General features: G+C 38.9%; 27 protein-coding genes and 2 pseudogenes. 21 read left to right on the forward strand and 8 right to left on the reverse strand.

The features are described from left to right. Nucleotides 1–6 precede the first annotated feature (6 nt). Both LDL57_RS15830 and LDL57_RS15835 read right to left on the reverse strand, forming a co-directional pair. Nucleotides 7–2983 (reverse strand): annotated as a pseudogene (locus LDL57_RS15830) (Tn3 family transposase). A gap of 56 nt (nt 2984–3039) precedes the next feature. Further along, complete coding sequence (locus LDL57_RS15835) at nt 3040–3663, reverse strand: recombinase family protein (protein ID WP_006663401.1); 624 nt, start codon at nt 3661–3663, stop codon at nt 3040–3042. Nucleotides 3664–4068: 405 nt separating this feature from the next. On the opposite strand from LDL57_RS15835, the gene LDL57_RS15840 reads away from it, so the two are divergent. After that, a complete protein-coding gene (locus tag LDL57_RS15840) occupies nt 4069–4434 on the forward strand; it encodes a hypothetical protein (protein ID WP_225507576.1) in 366 nt (121 codons plus the stop codon). A gap of 76 nt (nt 4435–4510) precedes the next feature. On the opposite strand, the gene LDL57_RS15845 is transcribed toward LDL57_RS15840, so the two are convergent. Next, a complete protein-coding gene (locus LDL57_RS15845; RefSeq protein WP_225507578.1) occupies nt 4511–4906 on the reverse strand; it encodes a relaxosome protein TraM in 396 nt (131 codons plus the stop codon). 490 nt (nt 4907–5396) lie between these two features. Here LDL57_RS15845 and LDL57_RS15850 point away from each other — a divergent pair, with 490 nt between their 5' ends. Together LDL57_RS15850 and LDL57_RS15855 are read left to right on the forward strand one after the other, a co-directional pair. Continuing rightward, nucleotides 5397–5870 (forward strand): lytic transglycosylase domain-containing protein, encoded by a 474-nt coding sequence (locus tag LDL57_RS15850; protein WP_225507580.1) that lies wholly within the window; start codon nt 5397–5399, stop codon nt 5868–5870. Nucleotides 5871–5947: 77 nt separating this feature from the next. Then, nucleotides 5948–6214 carry a DUF4282 domain-containing protein gene (locus LDL57_RS15855; protein ID WP_225507582.1) on the forward strand — a complete coding sequence of 89 codons (267 nt, stop codon included), beginning with the start codon at nt 5948–5950 and terminating at the stop codon, nt 6212–6214. A gap of 51 nt (nt 6215–6265) precedes the next feature. Here LDL57_RS15855 and LDL57_RS15860 read toward each other — a convergent pair whose 3' ends face one another. The 5 genes from LDL57_RS15860 to hbs all read right to left on the reverse strand — a co-directional run bounded on the left by LDL57_RS15860 (nt 6266) and on the right by hbs (nt 9124). Further along, nucleotides 6266–6442, reverse strand: coding sequence for a Rop family plasmid primer RNA-binding protein (locus tag LDL57_RS15860; protein ID WP_225507584.1), 177 nt, complete (start codon nt 6440–6442; stop codon nt 6266–6268). 38 nt (nt 6443–6480) lie between these two features. Continuing rightward, nucleotides 6481–6705: a hypothetical protein gene (locus LDL57_RS15865; RefSeq protein WP_225507586.1), complete on the reverse strand. Its 225-nt coding sequence runs from the start codon at nt 6703–6705 to the stop codon at nt 6481–6483. Next, the gene (locus LDL57_RS15870; protein ID WP_225507588.1) at nt 6680–7270 is read right to left on the reverse strand and encodes a ProQ/FINO family protein; all 591 of its coding nucleotides are present in this window, start codon (nt 7268–7270) and stop codon (nt 6680–6682) included. Before LDL57_RS15870 ends, LDL57_RS15865 begins: the two co-directional genes overlap by 26 nt. Nucleotide 7271: 1 nt before the next feature. After that, nucleotides 7272–8201, reverse strand: coding sequence for an Rpn family recombination-promoting nuclease/putative transposase (locus LDL57_RS15875; RefSeq protein ID WP_225507590.1), 930 nt, complete (start codon nt 8199–8201; stop codon nt 7272–7274). Nucleotides 8202–8851: 650 nt separating this feature from the next. After that, nucleotides 8852–9124: a non-specific DNA-binding protein Hbs gene (gene hbs / locus LDL57_RS15880; RefSeq protein ID WP_225507591.1), complete on the reverse strand. Its 273-nt coding sequence runs from the start codon at nt 9122–9124 to the stop codon at nt 8852–8854. A gap of 686 nt (nt 9125–9810) precedes the next feature. Here hbs and LDL57_RS15885 point away from each other — a divergent pair. The 18 genes and pseudogenes from LDL57_RS15885 to LDL57_RS15965 all read left to right on the forward strand — a co-directional run bounded on the left by LDL57_RS15885 (nt 9811) and on the right by LDL57_RS15965 (nt 21751). Beyond that, nucleotides 9811–10746, forward strand: coding sequence for a replication initiator protein A (locus tag LDL57_RS15885; protein WP_225507592.1), 936 nt, complete (start codon nt 9811–9813; stop codon nt 10744–10746). Between the two features lie 158 nt (nt 10747–10904). Beyond that, nucleotides 10905–11525, forward strand: coding sequence for an AAA family ATPase (locus LDL57_RS15890; protein ID WP_225507594.1), 621 nt, complete (start codon nt 10905–10907; stop codon nt 11523–11525). Between the two features lie 50 nt (nt 11526–11575). After that, on the forward strand, nt 11576–11803 hold the full coding sequence (locus LDL57_RS15895; protein ID WP_225507596.1) for a plasmid partition protein ParG: 228 nt from the start codon (nt 11576–11578) through the stop codon (nt 11801–11803). A 207-nt stretch (nt 11804–12010) separates the two neighbouring features. Continuing rightward, entirely contained in the window at nt 12011–12637 is a 627-nt protein-coding gene (locus tag LDL57_RS15900; protein WP_225507598.1) for a helix-turn-helix transcriptional regulator, read from the forward strand. Continuing rightward, nucleotides 12627–12932, forward strand: coding sequence for a hypothetical protein (locus LDL57_RS15905; RefSeq protein ID WP_225507599.1), 306 nt, complete (start codon nt 12627–12629; stop codon nt 12930–12932). The genes LDL57_RS15900 and LDL57_RS15905 overlap by 11 nt, the downstream gene beginning before the upstream one ends. Before the next feature lie 216 nt (nt 12933–13148). Further along, nucleotides 13149–13853 carry a PAS and helix-turn-helix domain-containing protein gene (locus tag LDL57_RS15910; protein ID WP_225507601.1) on the forward strand — a complete coding sequence of 235 codons (705 nt, stop codon included), beginning with the start codon at nt 13149–13151 and terminating at the stop codon, nt 13851–13853. Nucleotides 13854–14301: 448 nt separating this feature from the next. Next, nucleotides 14302–14538, forward strand: a complete 237-nt coding sequence (locus LDL57_RS15915) for a type IV conjugative transfer system pilin TraA (RefSeq protein WP_255653923.1) — start codon at nt 14302–14304, stop codon at nt 14536–14538. A gap of 55 nt (nt 14539–14593) precedes the next feature. Beyond that, nucleotides 14594–14827: a type IV conjugative transfer system protein TraL gene (traL, locus tag LDL57_RS18220; RefSeq protein WP_375141963.1), complete on the forward strand. Its 234-nt coding sequence runs from the start codon at nt 14594–14596 to the stop codon at nt 14825–14827. Between the two features lie 10 nt (nt 14828–14837). After that, the gene (traE, locus tag LDL57_RS15925; RefSeq protein WP_225507605.1) at nt 14838–15410 is read left to right on the forward strand and encodes a type IV conjugative transfer system protein TraE; all 573 of its coding nucleotides are present in this window, start codon (nt 14838–14840) and stop codon (nt 15408–15410) included. A 95-nt stretch (nt 15411–15505) separates the two neighbouring features. Beyond that, complete coding sequence (locus LDL57_RS15930; protein WP_225507606.1) at nt 15506–15727, forward strand: hypothetical protein; 222 nt, start codon at nt 15506–15508, stop codon at nt 15725–15727. A gap of 168 nt (nt 15728–15895) precedes the next feature. Further along, entirely contained in the window at nt 15896–16114 is a 219-nt protein-coding gene (locus tag LDL57_RS18320) for a hypothetical protein (protein WP_445661348.1), read from the forward strand. Then, entirely contained in the window at nt 16114–17433 is a 1320-nt protein-coding gene (locus LDL57_RS15935; RefSeq protein WP_225507608.1) for a TrbI/VirB10 family protein, read from the forward strand. The genes LDL57_RS18320 and LDL57_RS15935 overlap by 1 nt, the downstream gene beginning before the upstream one ends. Beyond that, nucleotides 17430–17876: a hypothetical protein gene (locus tag LDL57_RS15940; RefSeq protein WP_225507610.1), complete on the forward strand. Its 447-nt coding sequence runs from the start codon at nt 17430–17432 to the stop codon at nt 17874–17876. Before LDL57_RS15935 ends, LDL57_RS15940 begins: the two co-directional genes overlap by 4 nt. Next, a complete protein-coding gene (locus tag LDL57_RS15945; protein WP_225507612.1) occupies nt 17806–18300 on the forward strand; it encodes a hypothetical protein in 495 nt (164 codons plus the stop codon). Before LDL57_RS15940 ends, LDL57_RS15945 begins: the two co-directional genes overlap by 71 nt. 136 nt (nt 18301–18436) lie before the next feature. Further along, nucleotides 18437–19518: pseudogene (locus tag LDL57_RS15950) on the forward strand (TraC family protein); the annotation flags it as partial. Nucleotides 19519–19662: 144 nt separating this feature from the next. Further along, nucleotides 19663–19983 (forward strand): hypothetical protein, encoded by a 321-nt coding sequence (locus tag LDL57_RS15955; RefSeq protein WP_225507615.1) that lies wholly within the window; start codon nt 19663–19665, stop codon nt 19981–19983. Further along, complete coding sequence (locus tag LDL57_RS15960) at nt 19911–20921, forward strand: TraG/VirB4 family ATPase (protein WP_255653924.1); 1011 nt, start codon at nt 19911–19913, stop codon at nt 20919–20921. Before LDL57_RS15955 ends, LDL57_RS15960 begins: the two co-directional genes overlap by 73 nt. A 257-nt stretch (nt 20922–21178) precedes the next feature. Then, nucleotides 21179–21751 (forward strand): hypothetical protein, encoded by a 573-nt coding sequence (locus LDL57_RS15965; protein WP_225507617.1) that lies wholly within the window; start codon nt 21179–21181, stop codon nt 21749–21751.

The raw sequence follows: 21751 nt of genomic DNA on the forward strand, positions 1-21751 counted from the left end.
CTAAGCTTATTTTTTGTACCGACCTATATTAACTGCACGCAACGGACGGTATTTACCTGAGCCCAACTTTAGATTATTCCGCCAGATATAATCACCACTTAGATTGATATGCTCCCAACCTAGAGGGGATAAATGAGAAATTAATGCCTCATGAATCTGAATTCCTTTTCGTTTTAAAGATTCGATAGCTCTTTCTATATATACGGTATTCCACAACGTAATCGCCGCTGTTAACAATGTTAACCCACAGGCACGATAGCTTTGATTTTCCAGACCTCGATCTCTGATTTCGCCTAACCGGTGCATAAAAATGGCTCGTGCTAGGGCATTGCGAGCTTCACCCTTATTTAAACCTGCTTGCACTCGACGACGTAGCTCAGGATCGCAAAACCAATCCAGCATAAACAGCGTTCGTTCGATACGACCGATTTCCCGTAATGCTTTTGCCAGACCATTTTGTTTGGGATAACTCGCCAATTTTTTTAACATTAGCGACGCAGTGACTGTTCCCTGTTTAATCGAGGTTGCCAGCCGAAGTACCTCATGCCAATGTTTTTCAATTTCCCGGATATCCAGACTCGTCGAGGATATCAGCGACTGTAGCCCGGGTATTGTTTTGCTTTCCCTTTGATAAATAGTTTCTTTTCAGGAAGATCCCTGATCCGAGGGCAGAATGCAAATCCCAATAAATGCATAAGTGCGAAGACATGCTCAGTGAAACCAGCTGTATCGGTATAATGCTCTGTAATTTCCAATTCACTTTCGTGATACAACAAGCCATCAAGTACATGGGTAGAATCTCTTACTCTGCTAATGACTTGAGTATAAAATGGGCTGTATTGATCTGAGATATGAGTATAAATCTGCACACCAGGCTCTGGGCCGTATTTTAGATTTACATGTCCTGCATATCGACCATGACTTCCAACCCGAAAATTTTGCCCGTCAGATGATGACGTTGTACCATTTCCCCACACGGCTGCCAGCGGGCTCTTTTTTTGGGTATTCACCAGCTCAGCAAGTGCAGCTGAATAAGTTTCATCTCTGATGTACCAAGCTTGAATACCTTCGAGTGATGATTTTGTTGTTCCTGGGCAGGACTGAGCCATTTTCGTTATCCCCAAATTGATACCATCTGCAAGGATAGTCGTCAGTAACAACTTTTTTGTTTTGGGTCTGACGTGATTATTTTTGAGGTGAGTAAAGTGGTGGGTAAATCCACTCCAACCGTCCACTTCATCTAATATTTCAGTGATTTTTGGGCGAGGTAACATGGCATAAACGAGGTCAGCAAAGGAGAAACGTCTGAAGGAACGCTGTCATCAAGTGGCGTTACTTTTACACCATTTTCTGATATATCAACATCATGCAAATCTCCCGCAATCGCCATCGCATTCACTTCTTCCAGACGTGATGATAACAGCGCCATACGTGAGCTAAGGTATTTTTGGCAATCTGTTGGAATGGCGAGTGGTAACTGAGTCTCTTTGAGTAATTTTTCAAAATCAGCGGAAGGAATAAGATAATCGTCAAAATTCTGGTAGCGTCGCGACCCCTTTACCCAGATATCACCCGATCTTAATGCGCCTTTTAGCTCATTAAGGACACAAAACTCATAGTATTTTCGGTCAATCCCCGAGGGGTTATGACCAATTTTTCCAGTTTTCAGGGATAAAATTTATGGGCGCGGATGGCGGCACCTTTCGGAGTTGTTTTCGGTATATTTCTTTATAGGGTCTCAAGCGCTTCACTAAGTGACAGCGCTGTAGGAGTTGCCTTGAATTGCAATGCTGATAACATACGGGGGGCATATTTACGCAACGTACTGTATTTTTCGGTGATCAGATTAAGAGGCTCAAAATTATCCTTTCGGGCTAAAAACTGTGTTTCTTCCAGACTGGCGACAAATTCTGGCCAAGGAAGTACGCCTTCTATTGCAGTCCAAGGATCATCCCCTGATTCTCGTGCATTTAGCAGAGCCTGCCCAACGGTAAGATATTGCTTTAACTTACTCTGAATGAGTTTTCCTGTTTTTTGAAGTCGTTCGGCCTGTGTACGCTTTGCTCTACTGAATAAACTGCCCAAGATACGTTCATGTAATTCGATAATTTCATCAGTCAGTGTGGCCCTTGCTTCTGAGATAACACAAACCAACATGGCGTAACGACGTGTCTCGGAGAATTTAGCCAGATCCCTGCTATTCATTTTTCTACCTTCTCGAGCCAATTTGAGCAGTCGGTTTTGGTGAACGGAAAGCGAAATACCTTCAGGTAAAGCCAATCCCTCAATAGCATTTAATCTATCAATATGCTGCAACACATTTTTACCATTAATTTTCCCCGGAGGTTGAAGCAGCCAAGCAAGACGGCTTAGTTGTTCATCCCCTGAGATCAACAGATTATCTAAGGCTGTTTTATGTTGTGGTTCCAGTTGCGTTGTCAGTGCTGTAAACACTGCTCTATCCGCAATTGTCGTGGCTTCAGCAAGGGTCCTCTCAACCACATCAATGGAAGGGAAGATAACATTATTATTATGTAGCCAGATGAGCATCTCTTCAGCAAGGATCAAACCTTTGTCGGTTCGCATAGCATGAGGATATAAATGACTAATGCACATTTTTTGCAAAGGCTTACTGAATGGCACTAATTGTAAATAGCGATAGAGCTCGGCAAGGTGCTCCCAACGGGTTTCCTCTCTAGCAGCGTACTTTTGCCATAAATCAGGATTGAGTTTCAATCTCTCTGCCACTCTGGATAGAATACCATCGTGGGGAAGCGCATTTTTATCTGGGGTAAAACCCAGCCCTCGTAGATAACAGAGTAAAATTGCAAAGCCTAAACGGTTAGGGGGTCTTCGATGTTTTTTAATGAGAATCAGATCTTGCTCATTTAAAAAACATATTCGTGCTGAAGCAGGATGTCATCATCAGGTACAACCAGTAAACGTTCTTTTCATCACTGCTCAGTATTTGTCGTCGTGGCATCAATGCTCTCCCAGAATACGGACATAGCTCGCTCTGATTTTCAAAATATAAGCCTATTAAGAAAATGTTTTCTGTTTAACAATGCGTATAACCGTTCGTTCAGAAACACCACATAACCTCGCAGTATCTCGGATGCTCTGCCTATTATTTACTCGAAGTTCAATGATTTTTTCATGCAATTGATGGTCAGCCTGACGCCCCCTGAATTTACCTACCGCCTTAGCTTTTGCTATACCTTCCTGTTGTCGGCGGCGACGATCCAGATAATCTTTTCTAGCGATAGCAGCCAGCATGTCTAACATCATCCCGTTAATAGCTTTAAGCATAACAAAGGTAAACTCATCGCCAACATTTGACGTCAGAGCTATATGGCTTGTTGGAAGATCCAAACTAACAACAATAAGGTCTTTTTCCTGGATAAGACGTTTTAATTTTTCCCAACCCTTTTCATCTAGGCGTGAAAGACGATCAACCTGTTCAATGAGAATAATGTCACCAGATGCTGCATCATCAAGCAAACGTAAAAGTTCTGGTCGTTGGAGTGAGGCCCCAGATACATTTTCAGTGTACCAACTGGCCATGCGAAACCCTTTTTCTTCAACGAAAGCTTTCATCCTATTTTTAGCTCGGAGAGCGTCCTGTTCTTTTGTTGATGCGCGGAGATAACCATGAATGTACATTTTTCACCCATTGATGACGTTTAAGTGGTGATCATAATGTATATGACAGATAAGTAATGATCTAATAGAAAAATGTCAACCCATTAGCTTGTGACAATGGGGTGTACTCAAATGTCATGCGTGGTTAGGTTTTGAGTTTACAATGATGAGGTGAAAGAGAAGTGGTTAAATAGGTAAAAGAATTTAGACAATATCAATTTGTACATAAAATAGCCTTAGCGTAGGATATTTTCCGTTTTCCAAGCGCACCCCTTCCTCTGCTCCCCACCCACATAATACGTACATCTATTTCGTACAAAAATCACTGCCGTGAATTTTTACTTATAAACTAATATTAATATCGACTTTAATTTTTATTTGGGGTTCTACGCCGGAACCTCATAAAACAAAAAAAAGGATTCTCAGATGAATTTTTTAAAGAAAACATTAGGTGGATTAGATAATAGTTACTATTTCCGTCATTTCTTCTTTGGTGCATTGATATCAGTCATAATTTTTTGGCTAGTTAACTATAACTCTAGTGGAATTCCTGCTTCTATAATCATTATGACTATAATCAATACATTACTTTATCCATACTCAAGATTTGTATATGAACAGATCATTTCATTTATAATAGGCGATCACATTTTTTATTTTGAAATAAAATGGATGCTGACAGCAAAATTTATGACAATGATTATCTGTTGGGCATTCTCAATATTTATCGCACCTTTTGGTTTATTTTACTTATATTATTACCATTCAAAGCAAGAAAAAGAACAAGCCTAATCAACACCCAACTCCTATTAAGTTTTTAAAATTAAAACCGACTATAAATCGTTATAGTTTTATAATCGGTTATTTTTCATTTACTCTTAAAATAATAACTTAACTTATACTCCAGTTCCTCTAGGTATTTTTGATGATTTTCATCTGACATATATACCAAGGCTTTTTCTTGATTTTTTTTCGTTGCATAAAATAAAAGATTTTCCATATACTCAATCTTTAAAACAGATTGTGCAATTAAAGCAAGTTTATCATCTAGCGTAATTTGAGGTTCTTCATTATTTTTATTCTCTTTTCTTTTTTGCATAACAAGGCAACCAATTTTTAACATTTCCATCGCAATAACAGTACGATTTGAAGTAGAATTAGGTTCACCATCGGCGCGTTTATCTTCAACGAATTCGTCTATTTTTTTCAAAATAGAATCAGGTATAGGTAAAGATAAGCGATATTTATTTTTAGAATTTCCCATGCAAAACCTTAATGATTAAATTACACAATGACTATTATTTTACATTAAAATACATTTTTATAAAGAATCTTTATAGATTCTAATCAGAGTCTATATAGAATCTATTTTTTAATATAGATTATTTATACAATAAAATCAGCATTTTAATAAAAAACAAAAGAATCCCTTAAGAATCTCAATGGAATCTCATAAGATTCTTTTAAGGTAAAATATATATAAAACATAGAGATGCTATAAAGATGCTTAATGGAATCTTATAAGAATCTAAATTTAGTAAATAAAAATATATAATTAACTAAAAAATTACACTATTTCATACATTTAAAACAAAATAAACATTTTGCGTGTGGTGTGTAAGTTAGTGGTGGAAAAAGCGGATTTGGTGAGGTAACATTGGGAGTCTTTATTGGAATATCTTTTAAAAATCCTTTTGCCTCATAGGGGCGACAATATGCCGAATTGTCTTGTTTTTAATTAAAAGAGATGGGTGATGAAAATTAAAAAATTAATGTTATTATTTTTTCTTGTTATCTCAAAATTAGCTTTTGCCGATTGTTTTGATAAAGCGGGAAGTTATTATCATCTCGACCCCGATTATTTAAGAGCCATTGCATGGCAGGAATCTAATTTCAATCCAAACGCAAAAAACAAAAATAAAGATAGCTCCCTTGATTTAGGAATCATGCAAATTAACACCAAAACATTTAAATCAATTAAAAAAGAATATCCGGCTTTAACAGAAAATAAATTAGTAAATAATCCATGTCTGAATATTCATATTGGTGCCATGATTTTAAATCGAAATTTTGTCAGGTTTGGTAAAAACTGGCAATCCGTAGGAATGTATAATGCCGGCATGCGAAATAATAACACATCGATTAAAAATCGTTATCGATATGCAAATTTGATTTATCAAAAATATAAAAAATTAAAATTAGAAAAAATAAGAGGGATTAAAATCTAAATCCACTCGGTGGAATAAATGAAATTTGAATCTTACAATTCACTAATGAATTTAACAGAATTAAAAAGGAAATAACTATGTTGAAATCTTTATTAAGATTAGATGAAATGATAACCCCTAAGATTATAATTGTTTTTTATTGGCTTGGGATTATCGCTGTTTTATTTTCTGGCATTGCGGCTATTATTGCCGGGAGTTATTCGGAGTTTTTCTCCAGTCTCATTGGTGGCTTAGCCATAATCGTTATCGGCATTATTAGCGTTCGGGTTTCTTGTGAATTAATTATTTTATTATTTAACATTTATGCCAAACTTAAAGAAATCGCTGAAAACACAAAATCATGATTCAATTAAACATTAATCACTCCAAAAAGGTCAATTTTTTCGTTGGGGTGATTAATTTTCCAATCTTCGCTGCAAATGCAGATAAAGCGCCTCTGCCATTTCATGTAATTCTTCGCACTCATCTGCACAGTCATCCAGATTAAGCTGATTGAGCTTATCCAAGAGTATTAGGGTTTGACTTTTGATAAAGCCCGCCATATTCAAGGTAGAGAGTTCTTGTTTTGTCATCGTTTGTTAAAGCGTTCAATAATAGATTTGATATAAGGTTATTTTATACGATGATAAGGGTTTTTTCTTTTCCTTCGCTGTCTATCAATAGCATGAAGTTTAGCAATACCGGTAAATATTTCAGAAACGATTTCGGTTTTTTGTCCATGAAGATGATTACCTAATCCTCCCCAACGCTGAATAAGCAATAAATCACCAAATAAATCATAACAGAGTTCCGCTTCATACCAGCGAGCATCATTTTCCCAACGCCAGACTAACATAACCATCAGTAGGTTGTTGAAGCGATTTATTAAGTCTGTCCAAACGCTTTAGGTTATCCTCAACATCTGCCTGGGTAACCTCTCCTGCCACCTGTCCGTCTTTGTCATAACGATTAGCGCCTAACTGGATAAGGGCGCGATAATCGACGTGGTGGCCAATGCTATTTAGACAGGCTTTTAACCGTTTTTTAGTGAGCGGTAACCCCTTCTCATTCACTTCCTGCCACATAGCTTGCCGGATGCCAATTTTCATCGGTCTCAGCTGTTGTTCAGGAAACAGGGCTGGCCAAAAGAGGCTGATTTGGGAAATTGCTTCATCTAGCGGCAACCGTTTTTTTGGTTGCCTGGGCGGTTTTGGGATTTTAACCTTAACAACAGGTTGAGGCTTTTCAACCCGCTTTTGGGTCACTGGCTTAACAGGCTTTTGTGGTTTTGGTTTTTTCACCTGTTTTTTGGGCGTAGGATTCACCCAGACCTTTTTTCGGTAAACCGGTGAGGATTTGGGTGTCGTTTCTTCTGAAGCCCGTCTAGGGCGATTGAGAGTTAATTTCTGCCGCGCGGTCATTTTAGTCTTTGAACAGGTTTTTTAACTCAGAATCCGTAAGGCTTGTGAATTTCATCACCGATTGTCTGTCCATGCCGCTTTCCAGCATTTGACGTGCAATCTTTAGGGAGGCCTGTTTTTCGCCTTCCTGAAGGCCTTCCAGCTTGCCTTTCTGGATGCCTTTTTGAATACCCATTTGTTCAATTTGTTGAGCAATTGTCATAAGTGCTCCTTCGTGTTTTTCTGATTGTTTTGCTATTTCAGTGATAAATTCCATTGGTCTTTTTGCATTCCCTTCCTGTATGAGGTAATTAAACAACGTTATCACCTGATTATCGGAGTAATAATTATACGATAATAATTTGACAATTTCATTCAAAAGCTCTGTCATATCCCGTCGGCGAATGTGCTTCTGGATAAAGGTCAACAAAGCCATTCGTTTGTGCTGCATAATTTCACCGTCATCAAGTGTGGTGACATCAACTAACTTAAACGGCTTGGTATAAATCTTTTCGGCAATATCCCGCCCACTAAAACAGTCAAACCAATCTGTACTATAGGGATAAGGACTCTTTTCACCTGTGTAAAACAGGATAGGAAAAACGAGTGGTAACTTTTTGTGGCCAGCGTCTAAATGTTTTTGCATTGCAGCCATGCTATAGCGCATCAGTCGCCAAGCCATCAGCTTATCGGGTGATGATTGAGCTTCAATCAGGAGATAGAAATAGCCTTTTCCTTTTTCTGTTTTAACGGAGTACAAAATATCACTTTGATAGTTTTTCATCTCACTATCGATAAATGAGCCTGATTCCACTTTGAGACTATCTAAGTCACAAAGTGATTTAATCTCATCAGGTAGCCAGACAGTAAAGAAATCTTTTGCCGTCTCTTTTTCACTTAAAAACTGCTTGAATAGACTGTCGTGGGGCGTTGGGGTGAATTTTTTACTCATGATATTAATCTAATGAATGTTGGACGTTATTCCCTTAAAAAAGACCAGCGGATAGCTGGCCAACACCAGGGAAAATATTGCCGTTGATTAACGGACAACGCCATAATAATAACATGGCATACTTACGTCGTTATCGAATATTTCCAGAATACTAAACATTTATCCACTTTACAGAAGATTTCAAATTTTGTTCACTAATTGCAATTTTAGAGTTGAATTATGGCAAAAACAGATTAAATTTGAAGGTGGAAATGTTTTCAAGCAAGATATCAAACATGAGTTAATAGAGCTTCGTAAGTCACCCCCCTATCAGGTCTCCGGTAGGGGTGTTTTTTTAATTAATGGTATTGGAATTAGTGTTTATAAAAATTTTTCCGGTTGTCATGCTTTCGCAAATCTCTTCAAAATCATTAACATCAACAACATATATTGAGTCTGAATTTTTAGGAACAAAATAAAAATTTTTTGGTTTTATGGAAATTTCTTCTGATTTTTTGTACTCAAAATCCCCAACCTCTAAAAACGTTGAAATTCCGTTATCAATGCAATAATCGGCTGCTTCATCGTAGGTATTGAAGAATTTTGAAGAACTTTGATTATTAGTATCAAAACTAAAAAAGACTTAACTCCCAATGCGTTATCTGTTTTGTTCATTTAACTGCATCTTTTAACTTTTGACCTGCTTTAAAACTCGGTATATTCGAAGCAGCAATTTTAATTGCCTTGCCTGTTTGCGGATGGAGACCTTCTCTTGCCGCTCGAGTCTTAACCTGAAAACTCCCAAAGCCAACGAGCTGTACGCTGTTACCCGATTTTAAAGACTCGGTGATGACTTCAATGAAAGCATTAAGCGCTTTCTCTGAATCTTTTTTGGTCAAATCGGCTTTTGCAGCAATTTGGTTGATGAGTTCTGTTTTATTCATGTTGCACCTAAATGAATAGATTACGTTAATCCTAGTTATGCTAGCGGTAGTGACACTGTTGTGCAATGGTTGACTGTTAATTAACTTAAAAATCTATTTAAAAAATTAATCCCAAACGCTCGCCGCAGCCAAGTGACCGAGCAACGCGAGTGAACGGGCGAGGAAGCGGAATTTCACCTTAACGTGCAAAGAAATCATGCCACCATTTGGTTAAATAATCATCAAATGAAAATATCTAAGGCCAATGAATATCTTGTAGTGGTTATACCACTTTCGTCAGAAAAGTTATCCACAGAGAATGGGGAAAAATTTCCGGTTAAATATAGTTATGTATAAGTTAAATAAGTTAAAGGGAGAAAATCTAAAGCAAGAATTTGTTTTTTTTAATAATTTAACCTTAGTTGGTTTTTAAATTACGATAGTTGGTTTTTAAATTACGATAGTTGGTTTTTAAATTACGATAGTTGGTTTTTAAATTACGCTTCATGAAATAACTTATTAACAGGTGAATTTTTTATTTTTTATCCTATAACTATAGGATTAGTTTTTAAATTACGATATTTTTGTATCTAAATTACGATATGTTTCATAAAATATGGTTTTTAAATTACGAAAACGAGGTGCTGAATTGCGCAAACAATTCAGCAACTCTCACCAATAACCCTAAACATACTAGGATTAAGGCTATGACTGATCTTACAACGAAAACGAGAAAAAACAATTTGAAAACCTTACGCCCCCATAAACATACAAAACTTGAGTTTTTTATCGCTGACGATATTGATATTTTTAGTTTTCGTGACGAAATAGCGAGTATGGAGCATCCTTTCTTTGCATTAAAAGGCGGTGATACAAAAGTTAGAAAATACAAAAATGGCAATGTAACAGTTACTGTTAGATCTTCTGCTGAAATTGGTTTGGCAACAGTGTTTGATAAAGATATCTGGATATATGCAATATCGAAGTTACAAGAAGCTATTAATAATAATCAGGATATTAGTCGAACAGTAGCTTTTACCCCTTATGATTTTTTTGTTACAACAAACAGGAGTACAAGTGGAGTTGCTTATAAAGAGTTGAGAAAAGCACTAAATCGTTTAAAAGGAACCGTAATTGAAACTAATATTAGTTATTTCGATGACAAACAAGAAACTTGTTTATTTGGATTAATAGATAGTGCCAGGATTATTGAAGAACAAAAAGGTAAGCTCGATATTGGCATGGTGGAAGTTACCCTACCCGATTGGTTGTATCAAGCATTGTACAGAAAAAAAATAATTAAAATAAGTCCTGACTATTTTCGGATCCGAAAAGCGATAGATCGAAGATTATATGAAATAGCGCGTAAGCATTGCGGAAATCAACATGAATTCAATATTTCACTTGGAAAATTACATTCAAAAACAGGGAGCACTGCCCTGTTGAAAATGTTTAGACATAATCTAAAACAATTAGCCAAAACAAATGATCTCCCCGACTATGAAGTTCTCTTTGATCCAGTTACCGATAAAGTGACTTTTAAAAATCGTAATCAAAATTGTCCTAAAGTCGAAGCGTCGCGCAAGAGAGAGAAAGGAAAGAAAGAGATTTTTAAAATGAAAAAATCATTATTGGATAGATAGTTATTTTTTGATTATATCATGATATAAGCTTTTAATTATATGACAATATCATTTTATTGGCTTATGATGATATGGGTTTTTTGTGATATAGTAATATTGTTTTTTTATCTTATGATGATATAATTATTTTTTATTGTAATGTTAAAAGTAAGGTAGCCATGAAAGTTATCTCGCTATTAAACCCTAAAGGCGGCACAGGAAAGACTACAGCAACTATTAATATTGCTACTTGTTTATCGAGACAAAAGATAAATGTTGCTGTAGTGGATACAGATCCTCAGAGGAGTTTAACTAATTGGAATAAATTACAAAAAGCTACTTTTGATTTATATACATCAGAAAATGAGAAAGATGTTTATCAAGTTAGAAAAGAATTAAATGAATATGATTACATTATTATTGATGGAGCGGGTTCTTTGTCGGTTATTACTTCAGCGGCTGTAATGGTAAGCGATTTGGTTATAATACCAGTTTCACCTTCCCCATTAGATTTTAGCGCGGCAGGAAGTGTTATAGATGTTTTGGAAGCTCAAGAGTTTAGTCGTAAGGTTCCAGCGTGTTTTCTTATAACTAGGATTGTTAATAATGCAAATATGTTAGATGTATTAAAATTAAGTATTAATAGCACTAAATATACTAAATTAAGAACAGGTTTTACTAGCAGGCAATCTTATATTAAAACATTAATTAATGGTGAAACTATCTTTGATAGCAAGGATATGAAAGCAATCGGAGAAACAGAAATTATTACTCAAGAAATAATTAATATGATAATATGATAATATGCTTTTATAAGTATATCATCATATTGTTTTTTAGTGAGATTATCATGACATTAAAAAAGCAAAGCCAAGAAAAATCCGTAATGGAGTTTGGGGAACATACTGATTTAAATAAAATATTGAATAATAAAAAACATAGAGATAAGAGAATTCAATTTATTATTGACGAGGATTTGCATACTAATTTTAAAATTCAATGTCTTAAAAATAGGGTTGATATGTCGACTGTATTAAAAGATCTCATTAAAAGTTGGTTAAAGAAGAACAGCAGATAATTTAAAACCGCTCCACGTCAGTGCGACAACACTAACGCAGAGCTAACCCAAAACCTAACCAAGTAGGAGTTGAGCTATGAACAATAGTACCTTCCGAGTGCTCGTCTGTGAAGCACCGAAACATACAATCGTATTGTTTTCCCGTTTGTCCCGCAATTTAACCCTTCGTCAGCGTGCCAGAATTCTTAATAGCGTTGGGGGTAGGGTATGAACTCCGAGATGATTAAATTCCTTTTGAGCAGCCCTGTTCCCTGTGGTTTCATAGATAACAAAAGGGAGGTTAGTGCTAATGTCAAAATGAAAGACTTGTTATATTTGCTGCGCCTTAGAACAGAAATGAGACACCTATTAGATGATATTCATATTCAAAAATCGCCATTTTTCATAATCTGCGATTTATCTTCTGATTGCCACAACACGTGTAAAATCTGGCAATTCCATTTCCTGCCCCTTTTTTGCCATGATAACAAGTATCTTGGGACTCTCTTTTTCGCTCATAAATTTCTGTTTTTATCACCGCTGGAATATGTCGATAGCGTACATCCTTATTCAGTTAATGCTGAAAAACCTGACAAACTATTTAATGATAAAGAATGGAAAATGGTTTTTTTCATGATGCACCGTTTAAACAGTAAGGAAATTGCTAAAAGATTAGGTATTTCGAGGTCAACGGTCGAAAATAAAATGCATATCATTTATCGAAGAGCAGATGTGCATTCTGCTTGTGAGTTAAGGCATTTTGGAAAATTAAAAGACTTTGATCGTTATATTCCTGCTGACTTAATTGATAAGGGATGTGGATTTTTAAAAATGGGGGAAGGATATGAATTTTAAAATTCAATATGATTTTGAATTATTTTCAGATTTGTTTCCTGAGTTTACCGGCACTCAAAAAGAAAATGTTTTTCTCTATGCTTTAGGTATTCCAAAAAATCAAATCGCTGACATCAGAGGTGTCTCGATAGGGAGTGTCGTTAAATCACTAATGGAGGCGCAACAACGGTTGGATTTAGGTACTGTTGGATCGTTAAGGGCGGTAGTCAAATTAAGATTAATGTTAACGAAATCAAATTTTCAATATAACGGAATTAACGAAAAATTATATTTAGGAAAAATAAATTATCAGTAATTAAATAAAATTATCAATTTTTATTTAAAATAATGGGTATTTTTTACCTTTTTCTATAGGTATAAATTACCCTATTTTTCATTAATGACCACTAAATTTATTTAACTATATGAATTTAATGAGTAAAGTGTAAATTTACAAAATTTGACTTTATATTTCTCATTAGACTAAAGTACAGGTTAAATTTTAATTAAAATAAAATTTAACGAGGTAGATATGGAACAGAAAATATTTTTACCTAAGATTTTAACCAAAACTTTAGATAATTTGCCCTATCCTTTTTTTATTAGGGAAATGGGGAGCCTACGATTTATTTATGCTAATTCGCATTTAGCTAAATTAGTAGGTTTAAAATCAGCGAGTGAAATAATTGGAAGAATTGACTGTGAAATACCGGCTAGTTTATTTGATAATGAAGTCTCAGCACAATTATGGCAAAATCAAGTAAAAGAAGTTTCAAATAAAGAATGTACGATATCTTTATTGGAAGTTCATCCTGATGCGATTGATTATCCTTATTTAACAACAAAATTTCCTTTTTATGATGAAAATAACAATTGTGTAGGAATGGCGGCTTCTGGGAAATATCTGGAGGTTTATTCACCTAATGATTTCGTAAGAGGAAAGTTACCCGGATCTTTGCTTTTGAGTAAGCCTGATGATTTTTTCACCGAAAAAGAATGTGAAATTATTTTTCTGAAATTACAAGGAATGAAATCAAAAGAAATTGCTAATATTTTATCTCTCTCTCCAAGAACAATTGAACATAGATTATCAGGCATGTATGTAAAAGCTAAAGTTAATCACTTTGATGATTTCCAATATTTTTGTGAAATAAAAAATCTTCATCGTTACCTTCCAAGAAGATTTCTTTTGGATAAAAGAATAGGCTTTGAAGGCGATTATATTATTGAAGATTAAAAGTTGTTTTATTAAAAAACTATAATTATATATTCATATATTGATTGGATTAAATATATTTAATTCATAAACATCACCAGGAACTTTATTTAAGAATTAAAGATAAGTTTGTGAATTGAATTATTAAATATTCAATTTTCAGGTTAACTTTATTTGCAATAATAGAGCGTTAGCATAATAAATCATTAAAGTCTAGGGTTATTTAAGGAGTATGTTATTTCTTAAATAACAATATACTTTTAATCTAATTAAATTAAATAGCTTTAATTTCAATTAATTTGTTAATTAAGCTTTTATTCAATTTCATAATAAACCGTCTTAAGGAGACTTAAATGAACGGCAAGGTCACTTCATGCCTAAAAAACCCTTTCACTGCGGGTGCGGTAGCTATCCGTAAGGTGTTAAAACAACAAAAATTGTTATTAACAATGACGTTTTTGGATTGTTAATGTTATTTCCAGCCATGCAGGCTTTCGCAGATGCGCCGGCAAGTGGTGATTTGTTTGTTAATGGCAAAGGGGTGATCCAAAGCACCTTTGGCAAAGGCTCAACGGTAGTCTGGATTCTGTACGTACTGGAAATTCTGGCAGCGGTTCTCGCTTATGTTAAAACCAAAAATATTGCCGTTTTTGGTGGCATCGCCGCAGTGCTGGTCTTTGTTAATGTGGTCTTTGGATTAATTTAATGTCGGATAATTCACGCCACCAGTTCCCCTCGACACTCGCACATCAGCGGCGGTTTTGGGCTTGCCTCTCGATGAAGCAGTGGTTTACTTGCCGCTTATTGGTTGTGCGATTTTCGTCAATATGTGGATATTTGCGCCCGCCTTAGCCATAGCTTTTGTTGGGCTTCGCCGGCTTAAGCAGGGCAAAGGGTCAAGTTATCTGTTGGGGCTGGCGTACTGGGGTTACCCACATCAGTCATGCGTTTTTTTATCACTGTTTTACCCGAAAGTTTCAAACGGTACTGGATAGCGTGAGGAGCGTGCATGGATTATCAACTGCGGAAGTCATCACAAAACAATTAGCCATCGGGGTCGTGACCTGCGTGGTGATAACGGTGTTAAGTTTAGGTGTTTGTTATCGGCTACTAATGCAAAACAGGGAATTGACTTCTCAGCTTGTTAATAATCATCAAACGATTGTGACCCCAATGGTTGCCCACGAAGGTTTTTCCTTTCACGGCACACGCGGTGATGCCCGTTATCTTCGTCTGATGGCGTTGAGTCTGCTTAACCTGCGTCTGAATGTCTCCGCGCAAACCATCAAAGACAGTCATGATTTGTTGCTGGCTTACAGTGATACGCATTTACGCGAAAAACTGATTGCCGTGTTAGCGCAGGAGCGCCAACGGATGGCTATCAATGAAGCCAGCTCTACCTTTTATCTGAAGGAGGTCAAGGTGAGTCCCGATAGCGGTGTGGTGGATATTACCGGCCAATTGCACTTCTTCTACGGCATTAAAGCGGTGGAGCCGGTCGATAAGCACTATCGTTTGCGCCTCGAGACCCGCGACGGGGCATTGAAACTAACGGATTTTGTGGAGTTGCCGGCATGAAAAAACTGCTTTTTTGTTTAAGTTTTATGTTGATTTCCACATCCATTTGGGCAGAGAACCTGACTGTTACCCCTCATAGTGTGGTGCGACTTTCCGTGAGCAATCGTGAACCCAATGTGATTGCGGTGATGAATGACCGGATAGTGGAAGCCAATAGTGCCGCCGGCAAGCTAGCCGATAAAAAAGCCACTGACAGCGGGGCACTGATTTTACCACCGAAGAAACAACACCCTTTTCGCTCTACATCGAAACCGAAAAGGGTTTGGTTTTACCGTCAATGCCATCCCCGTTCAAAAAATCCCAGGGCATCAATGTGAGCGTGATGAATGCCGAGGCGAAAGCTGACGCGAATGCTCAAGAATGGGGAAAACCAGCGATTCTTACAGTCAGTTTATCACGCGGACTTTTACGGCGGCGATGAACGACAATATCCCCACTGGTTTTGTTAAAAATGGTCGTGTAAACGTCAACTGGTCAGCCTCGGCATTAGCCAACTTCCGCTTTCGGGACAATGTGAGCTTTCAGGGCAAAACATTCGGTTACTACGAGTTAATGTTGAGAACAAAACCTCACAACCTATTCAATTAAATGAGCGAGTTTTTTGGGTTCCGCAAACGATGGCCATTGCATTTAATCCGACCGTTAATACCTTACGACCGCATGAACAGGTCACGCTGTTTCTTCTGATTAAGGAGAAACCGTAATGAATATCAATCATTTTATTCGCAAAAATCAAAAGTTGGTATTTAGTGCAATTGGCCTCGGTGTGGTGGCGAGTTTTACGCTGCTGTGGTGGATAAACAGACAAGCATCAGGTGTGGAACTAACTGCCTCGGATAGCACAGTGCAATCAGGTAATGCCAGTACTCAAGAGCCGGATTTAACCGGCGCCATCACTAACACCTTTGACAATAAGGTGCAAGGCAATGTGGTTACCGATGCCCAGTTAAGCGAAAAAGCCAACCGGCAGACAATGGATATGTTGCTAAAAGAAATTCAGGGCATTAAGCGCGATTTTGATGCGGTTAAAAACGAAAATAGCCAGTTGAAGGCCAATATGGGTCAGCTTCAAGCTGATTTGCAGAATAATCAAAAAGCGATGGAAAGCCAGCCAACACCAGGGGCAAGTCAAACAGGGTATTCCTCGCAAATTGCTATCCTGCCACCGAAAGGCCAACTTGAAAGTACCCGTTTTAGCTATCCAAAAAAAGAAAACGTGATCTCATCCGGTTTTTATGTCCCCTCAGGGACATTTTCAACCGCCATTGTACTGGAAGGCGCGGATGCCAATGCGTCAGTGAAAGGCGAAACCAAAAAAGTCGCCATGCAGTTTAAATTAACCGGCCTTGCCCATCTACCTGGCAACCAAAAGCTCGACAAATTAACTCACTGCTTTGTTACCGCGTCGGCTTGGGGAGAAATATCCAGCGAACGGGCAGAAGTGAGACTCGAGCGTCTGTCGTGTGTCATTGATAACAAACATATTGACCAGGTAGTTGAAGGGCATGTCGGTTTTTATGGCAAAAATGGCATTAAAGGCATACCTGTTATGCGAAATGGCACTATGTTAGGCCTTGCTTTTGGGGCAGGGGCACTGGGCGGATTAGGAAACGCTTTTTCACAAGTGGGAAGTACGACAGTGGGAATGGGCGCGGCGCATCAGACAACAATGCAGGAAGTCGCCAGGCAGGCATTAGGAAGTGGTGCCTCCAGCGCCGCCAATAAACTGGCGGATTATTACATTGAGCGCGCCGAGCAATATCATCCGGTTATTCCGATAGGCGCTGCTAATCGCGTCGAAGTGGTTTTCCAAAAAGGCTTTAAAGCCGAATTTATTGAAGATTTGGCAGCAAGAAAAGCGGCTGAGTCACCCACCCAACTGGCGAAAACCGCCGGCAACAGTTTAAAAACCAATCTTCCGCCGGAGTTGCTCAACCAGTTAGGCAGCGCGGCCTCAATGGATATATCTGATTTTGTCACACCCACAAAACCACCGTCAAATAACGGAGGCGTGAAGCCATGAATACGTTAGCACAGAAACCCATTATCAAACATCCAGCACTTAATGTGGTGAGCACAAAAAACACCTTGTTGTTGCCGATTAAACAAAAGGCGTCAATCGGTAAAAGAACCGCCCTGCAGGGCTTACAACTGATAATAAATGTCAGTCTTTATTTTCCCTTAATATTTATCTGGCTCACGGTGGCTTTTGCATTAAGTGGAAATCTGGCAATCAGTTATCCCATTGAACCGGAGGCGATGTACTTAACGTTCGATAACGTTGTCGAGCGGCTTGCCCCCGTTTTTCGTCTGTCATTGGCTATCACCTTAATACTTTGTTTTTTGCGGTTGGCAGTCGGGATTTTCCGGAAAAATCTAACAAGAAGGAGTCAACATGATGCTGAAATATCGTATAGGGCTTATTACCGGCATTATGTTGCTCTCAGGCTGCGCTGGCATGAATAGTGAGTTTGAATTTGGTAAACCGGCCAAAGATTCGGGTTACTGGATGAGTGAAGCCGATGCGATGACTGATACCGCCAGTGATTCAGTCGCCCAACATAAAGGCGAGGTCGTCAAGTCCGCTACAGGATTTAATCTATCGGCTTACCGTTTAATTCAGTTAAGCAATCCACAAACACCGGTAACATTGTTAACTGAGCACGCGATAAGTGCGAATAATCCAAACTCAATGAAGGTTAAATCACCTACATCACGCTGGCTAACGAATGATATTACCGTACAGCCTGGGGTAGAGTGTCCGGCAAGTCCTTGTCTGGGAGAAGTGACTGCCCCATCTCGGCAAGCGGAGCGGATAACGCGCGCCTGGATAGCCCTTATGTGTCACCGGATGACGTCGTCCATGCCGGCGAAGTGGTTTATTTCGTGACCACCCCGTCCACCTGGGCAAATGTGGAGAAGGTGTAATGTTAAAACACGTCAATCCACTGAAAATCATTGAACTGGTGGGTAATGCCCTGATGGAAAAAGACACCACCCGTGAAACGGCAAAAAAGCTCGAGTCGATGGATTATCCGCATTTGCGCGACTTATTGCCCTATCGGGATTATGACGGCGACCATCAGCTTTTTATCAACCAAAGCTCATTAGGTTTTTTATTGGAAGCGCAACCCTTAATAGGCGCAAATGAAAAGCTGGTCGAATCATTAGAAGAGCTAGTTAAGAACAATTTACCGCGTGATATTCCGCTGCAGGTGATTTTGCTGTCCAGTCAAACAGTGCATGAGAAATTAACCACCGGCTTGCGGGATTTTAGCTGGCAGGGCAATCGTGCCGATGAATGCAATCAAATTACGCAGGGGTTTTATCTGGATGCGGCGCGTCATCAGTTTGCTAATCCACAGAATCTACCGTTGACACTCAGAGACTATCATCTGTTTTTTGCCTTCTGCCAGCCATGTAAGCGGATAACGGAAAGTGAAATCATCAAAATCCGTGAAATCCGCCGTAATCTGTTAAGTGCACTAAGTGCCTCCGATATTCATGCGGATAATGCGTCAATCACCCGTTTTTTGCAAATGATGCGCGAAATGATTAACCCGGATACGGAAAGATTAAAACCATACTCAACAGAATGGATAGAAGATAAAGATATAAATCAGCAGATTGTGCAGAACAACACCTGCTACTGGTTTAAACCGGGCTATGTGGAAATTACCGGACGCAATGAAGAAGACAAACCGTTTTCCACCCGCGCTATGCATTTTAACCTCGACAGCAATCCCAGAGCGCACTATCTCTGGCAAAACGGCAATATTATTTCCAATCTGCTTAATCCACAAAACGGCATCCGTTGCCCATTTGTCATGAGTTTCATCATTCAAACCGAAGACCAGTCCCGTAGTCAGGGTGAGGCCAATAAGAATTTCTTGGATTTGGAGCGGAAAGTTTCCTCGTCTTATGCAAAATATATCCCTCAACCAAACGCCAGCACGCCGAATGGAAAAGTTTGCGCGAAGGATTGCTCTCAACCGCGACGTCACTGTCCGGTTATTACCTCGGCGTCACCCTTTTTTGTCGTGATGATGAAGAGGAAGCGGCTAAAGAAGCGGAGCGCACCAAAAAAGCCTTTTCGATGCAGGGGCTTAATATGGTCAGAGCCGATTTAATGCAGATGCGTAACTTCCTGGGTCACTTACCTTTTGCGGTGGGCGATAATCCGAAGCTCTGGAAAGACTTCTTAAAAACGGGTGCTATTCAACGGGCAGAATCCTTTCAGGCGGTCAATCTCATGCCGATTATCGCCGATAACAAGCTCAGTCAGGCAGGGATAGTCTTCCCAAGTTACCGCCATCAACTGGCGTTTCTCGATATTTTTGACGCAAGTCTGCCGAACACGAATTTTAACTGGTTTGAATCGGGCACCTCAGGTGCGGGGAAATCGGTGTTGGCACAAACGATTGCCAGACAGGTGTTGGATAGTGGGGTTATTTGTCCATCTTTGATATCGGTGACAGCTACAAGGCGTTTTGCCAGAGCGTGGGTGGCACCTACATTAACGGGGAAACCTTGCGCTTTAATCCGTTTGCCAACATTACCGATATCACCTTGAGCGCTGAGCGCATTCGTGACCAGTTGTGCATTCTTGCCAGTCCTAATGGCCTGATGGATGAAGTGCATGAATCACTGATACTCGAAGCGATTACGGAATCCTGGCCTGACAAAAAACAGGATATGCGTATCGATGATGTCGTTAATTATCTAAAAAAACATCGCGGTAAAATCCAGGAAGCTAGCCGTATCACCGGTCGCATTGATGAAATTCTGGTACTGCTAAACAAATACACCACCAAAGGAATATACGGCAAATACTTTAACAGCAGTGAGCCGACCTTAAAGCCCGATATGCGCTTTGTGGTCACCGAGCTCGGTGGCTTAAAAGCCAATCGGGATTTACTGATGGCGGTGTTATTTACGCTCATGCTCTGGGCAGAAAACCTGATGTACAACACGCCACGCAGTTTACGCAAGATGAACATTATTGATGAAGGCTGGAAACTGCTGGATGCCAAGAGCCCAAAAGTCCGCGATTTCATCGAGGAAGGTTACCGTACAGCCCGTCGGCATAATGGTTCCTTTGGCACGGTAACACAAAGCATCCGCGATAAAAATTTAAGTACGGCAGCACTGGCCGCTTATGACAACAGCAGTTTTAAATTCACGCTCATGCAGGATGCAAAAGCCTTTAATTCTTTTCAAAAAGAAGAACCTTCCACCTTTAATGAGATGGAATGGGCATTAATTCAAAAATTCCCCCCTGCCAGCCGTGCCGGATTTAGTGCCGTGCATTTAAGCGTTGGCGGTTACAGCAGCTTTCATCGATTAGTGCTCGACCCATTAAGTAATGAGCTTTTCTCTTCCCGAGGTGATGACTTCACCTATCGGGAGAAGCGCCTAAAGGAAGGGGCAAACATCAATGACATTATTTTTGAAATGGCGCAACAGAAAGACCCTGCGTTATTAGCGAAATTAAAGCAGGTGAAACCGTGAGAGAGGGAGTGGTTGAACAACATGATAGCGATATTGCTGATATTTATTGCATTGATATGCAGCCTTTTTCAGCTCATCACCAAAACGAGGAAAAGGCAAATCCTGCTTAATAGTGCATCAATCCTTGCCATGATGACTGGCCTTTTCATGTCTTTATTAAATCAGCTTGAGGCAATTCATTACTTGCCTCATGGAGCGGGATTGTAAAGATACACAAAAGGAAGACCTTACAATTAACTTTTTTTTGGAGAAAATAAATGCAAAAGATAGTGGCATCACTGACAGAATTAACAAAAACGCCTTCAATAAAGAAAGCGGTTACCTTCATGTTTGCTTCTTTTTTTATGTCTTTTGTGTCTTGTTTTTATACCGCTGGGGTGGGGGCAGATGGCAGTTCGCTGAGCGCCGTTATTCAGTTGACAAAACAAAATCCAGACCTTCAGGTTGTCGCGTTTTTATGGGGAATTACTGAGTCACTCTGGCTTATAGGTATTTTTTGTTTGGGATTAGCGATGATTGAATTTTATCGCGAAAAATCAACCAAACCTCGACGGGATAACCTCTGGTTAAAACCCAACGCTTATTTAAAATGGATGTTAGAAATGCTGCACGGGTCAGCGATGATATTGCTGATGGTGGTATTCACTGCTCGGGGTCTCGGGCTGGATAGCAGTCAAATTGAGCTGTTCGCCGTTAATCCCCATCTGCCCTCGGCGCTGATATTTTTTCTTTCTTTAGGAAAAGCGGCATTAGTGTCTTCAGGTTTATTTGCCCTATTAGGCGTAATGACTAACCTGTCAGCCGTAAAAAAGCCAGTCACTAAGGCCTAA

The organism is Arsenophonus apicola, assembly GCF_020268605.1.
In the GTDB taxonomy this organism is placed as follows: domain Bacteria; phylum Pseudomonadota; class Gammaproteobacteria; order Enterobacterales; family Enterobacteriaceae; genus Arsenophonus; species Arsenophonus apicola.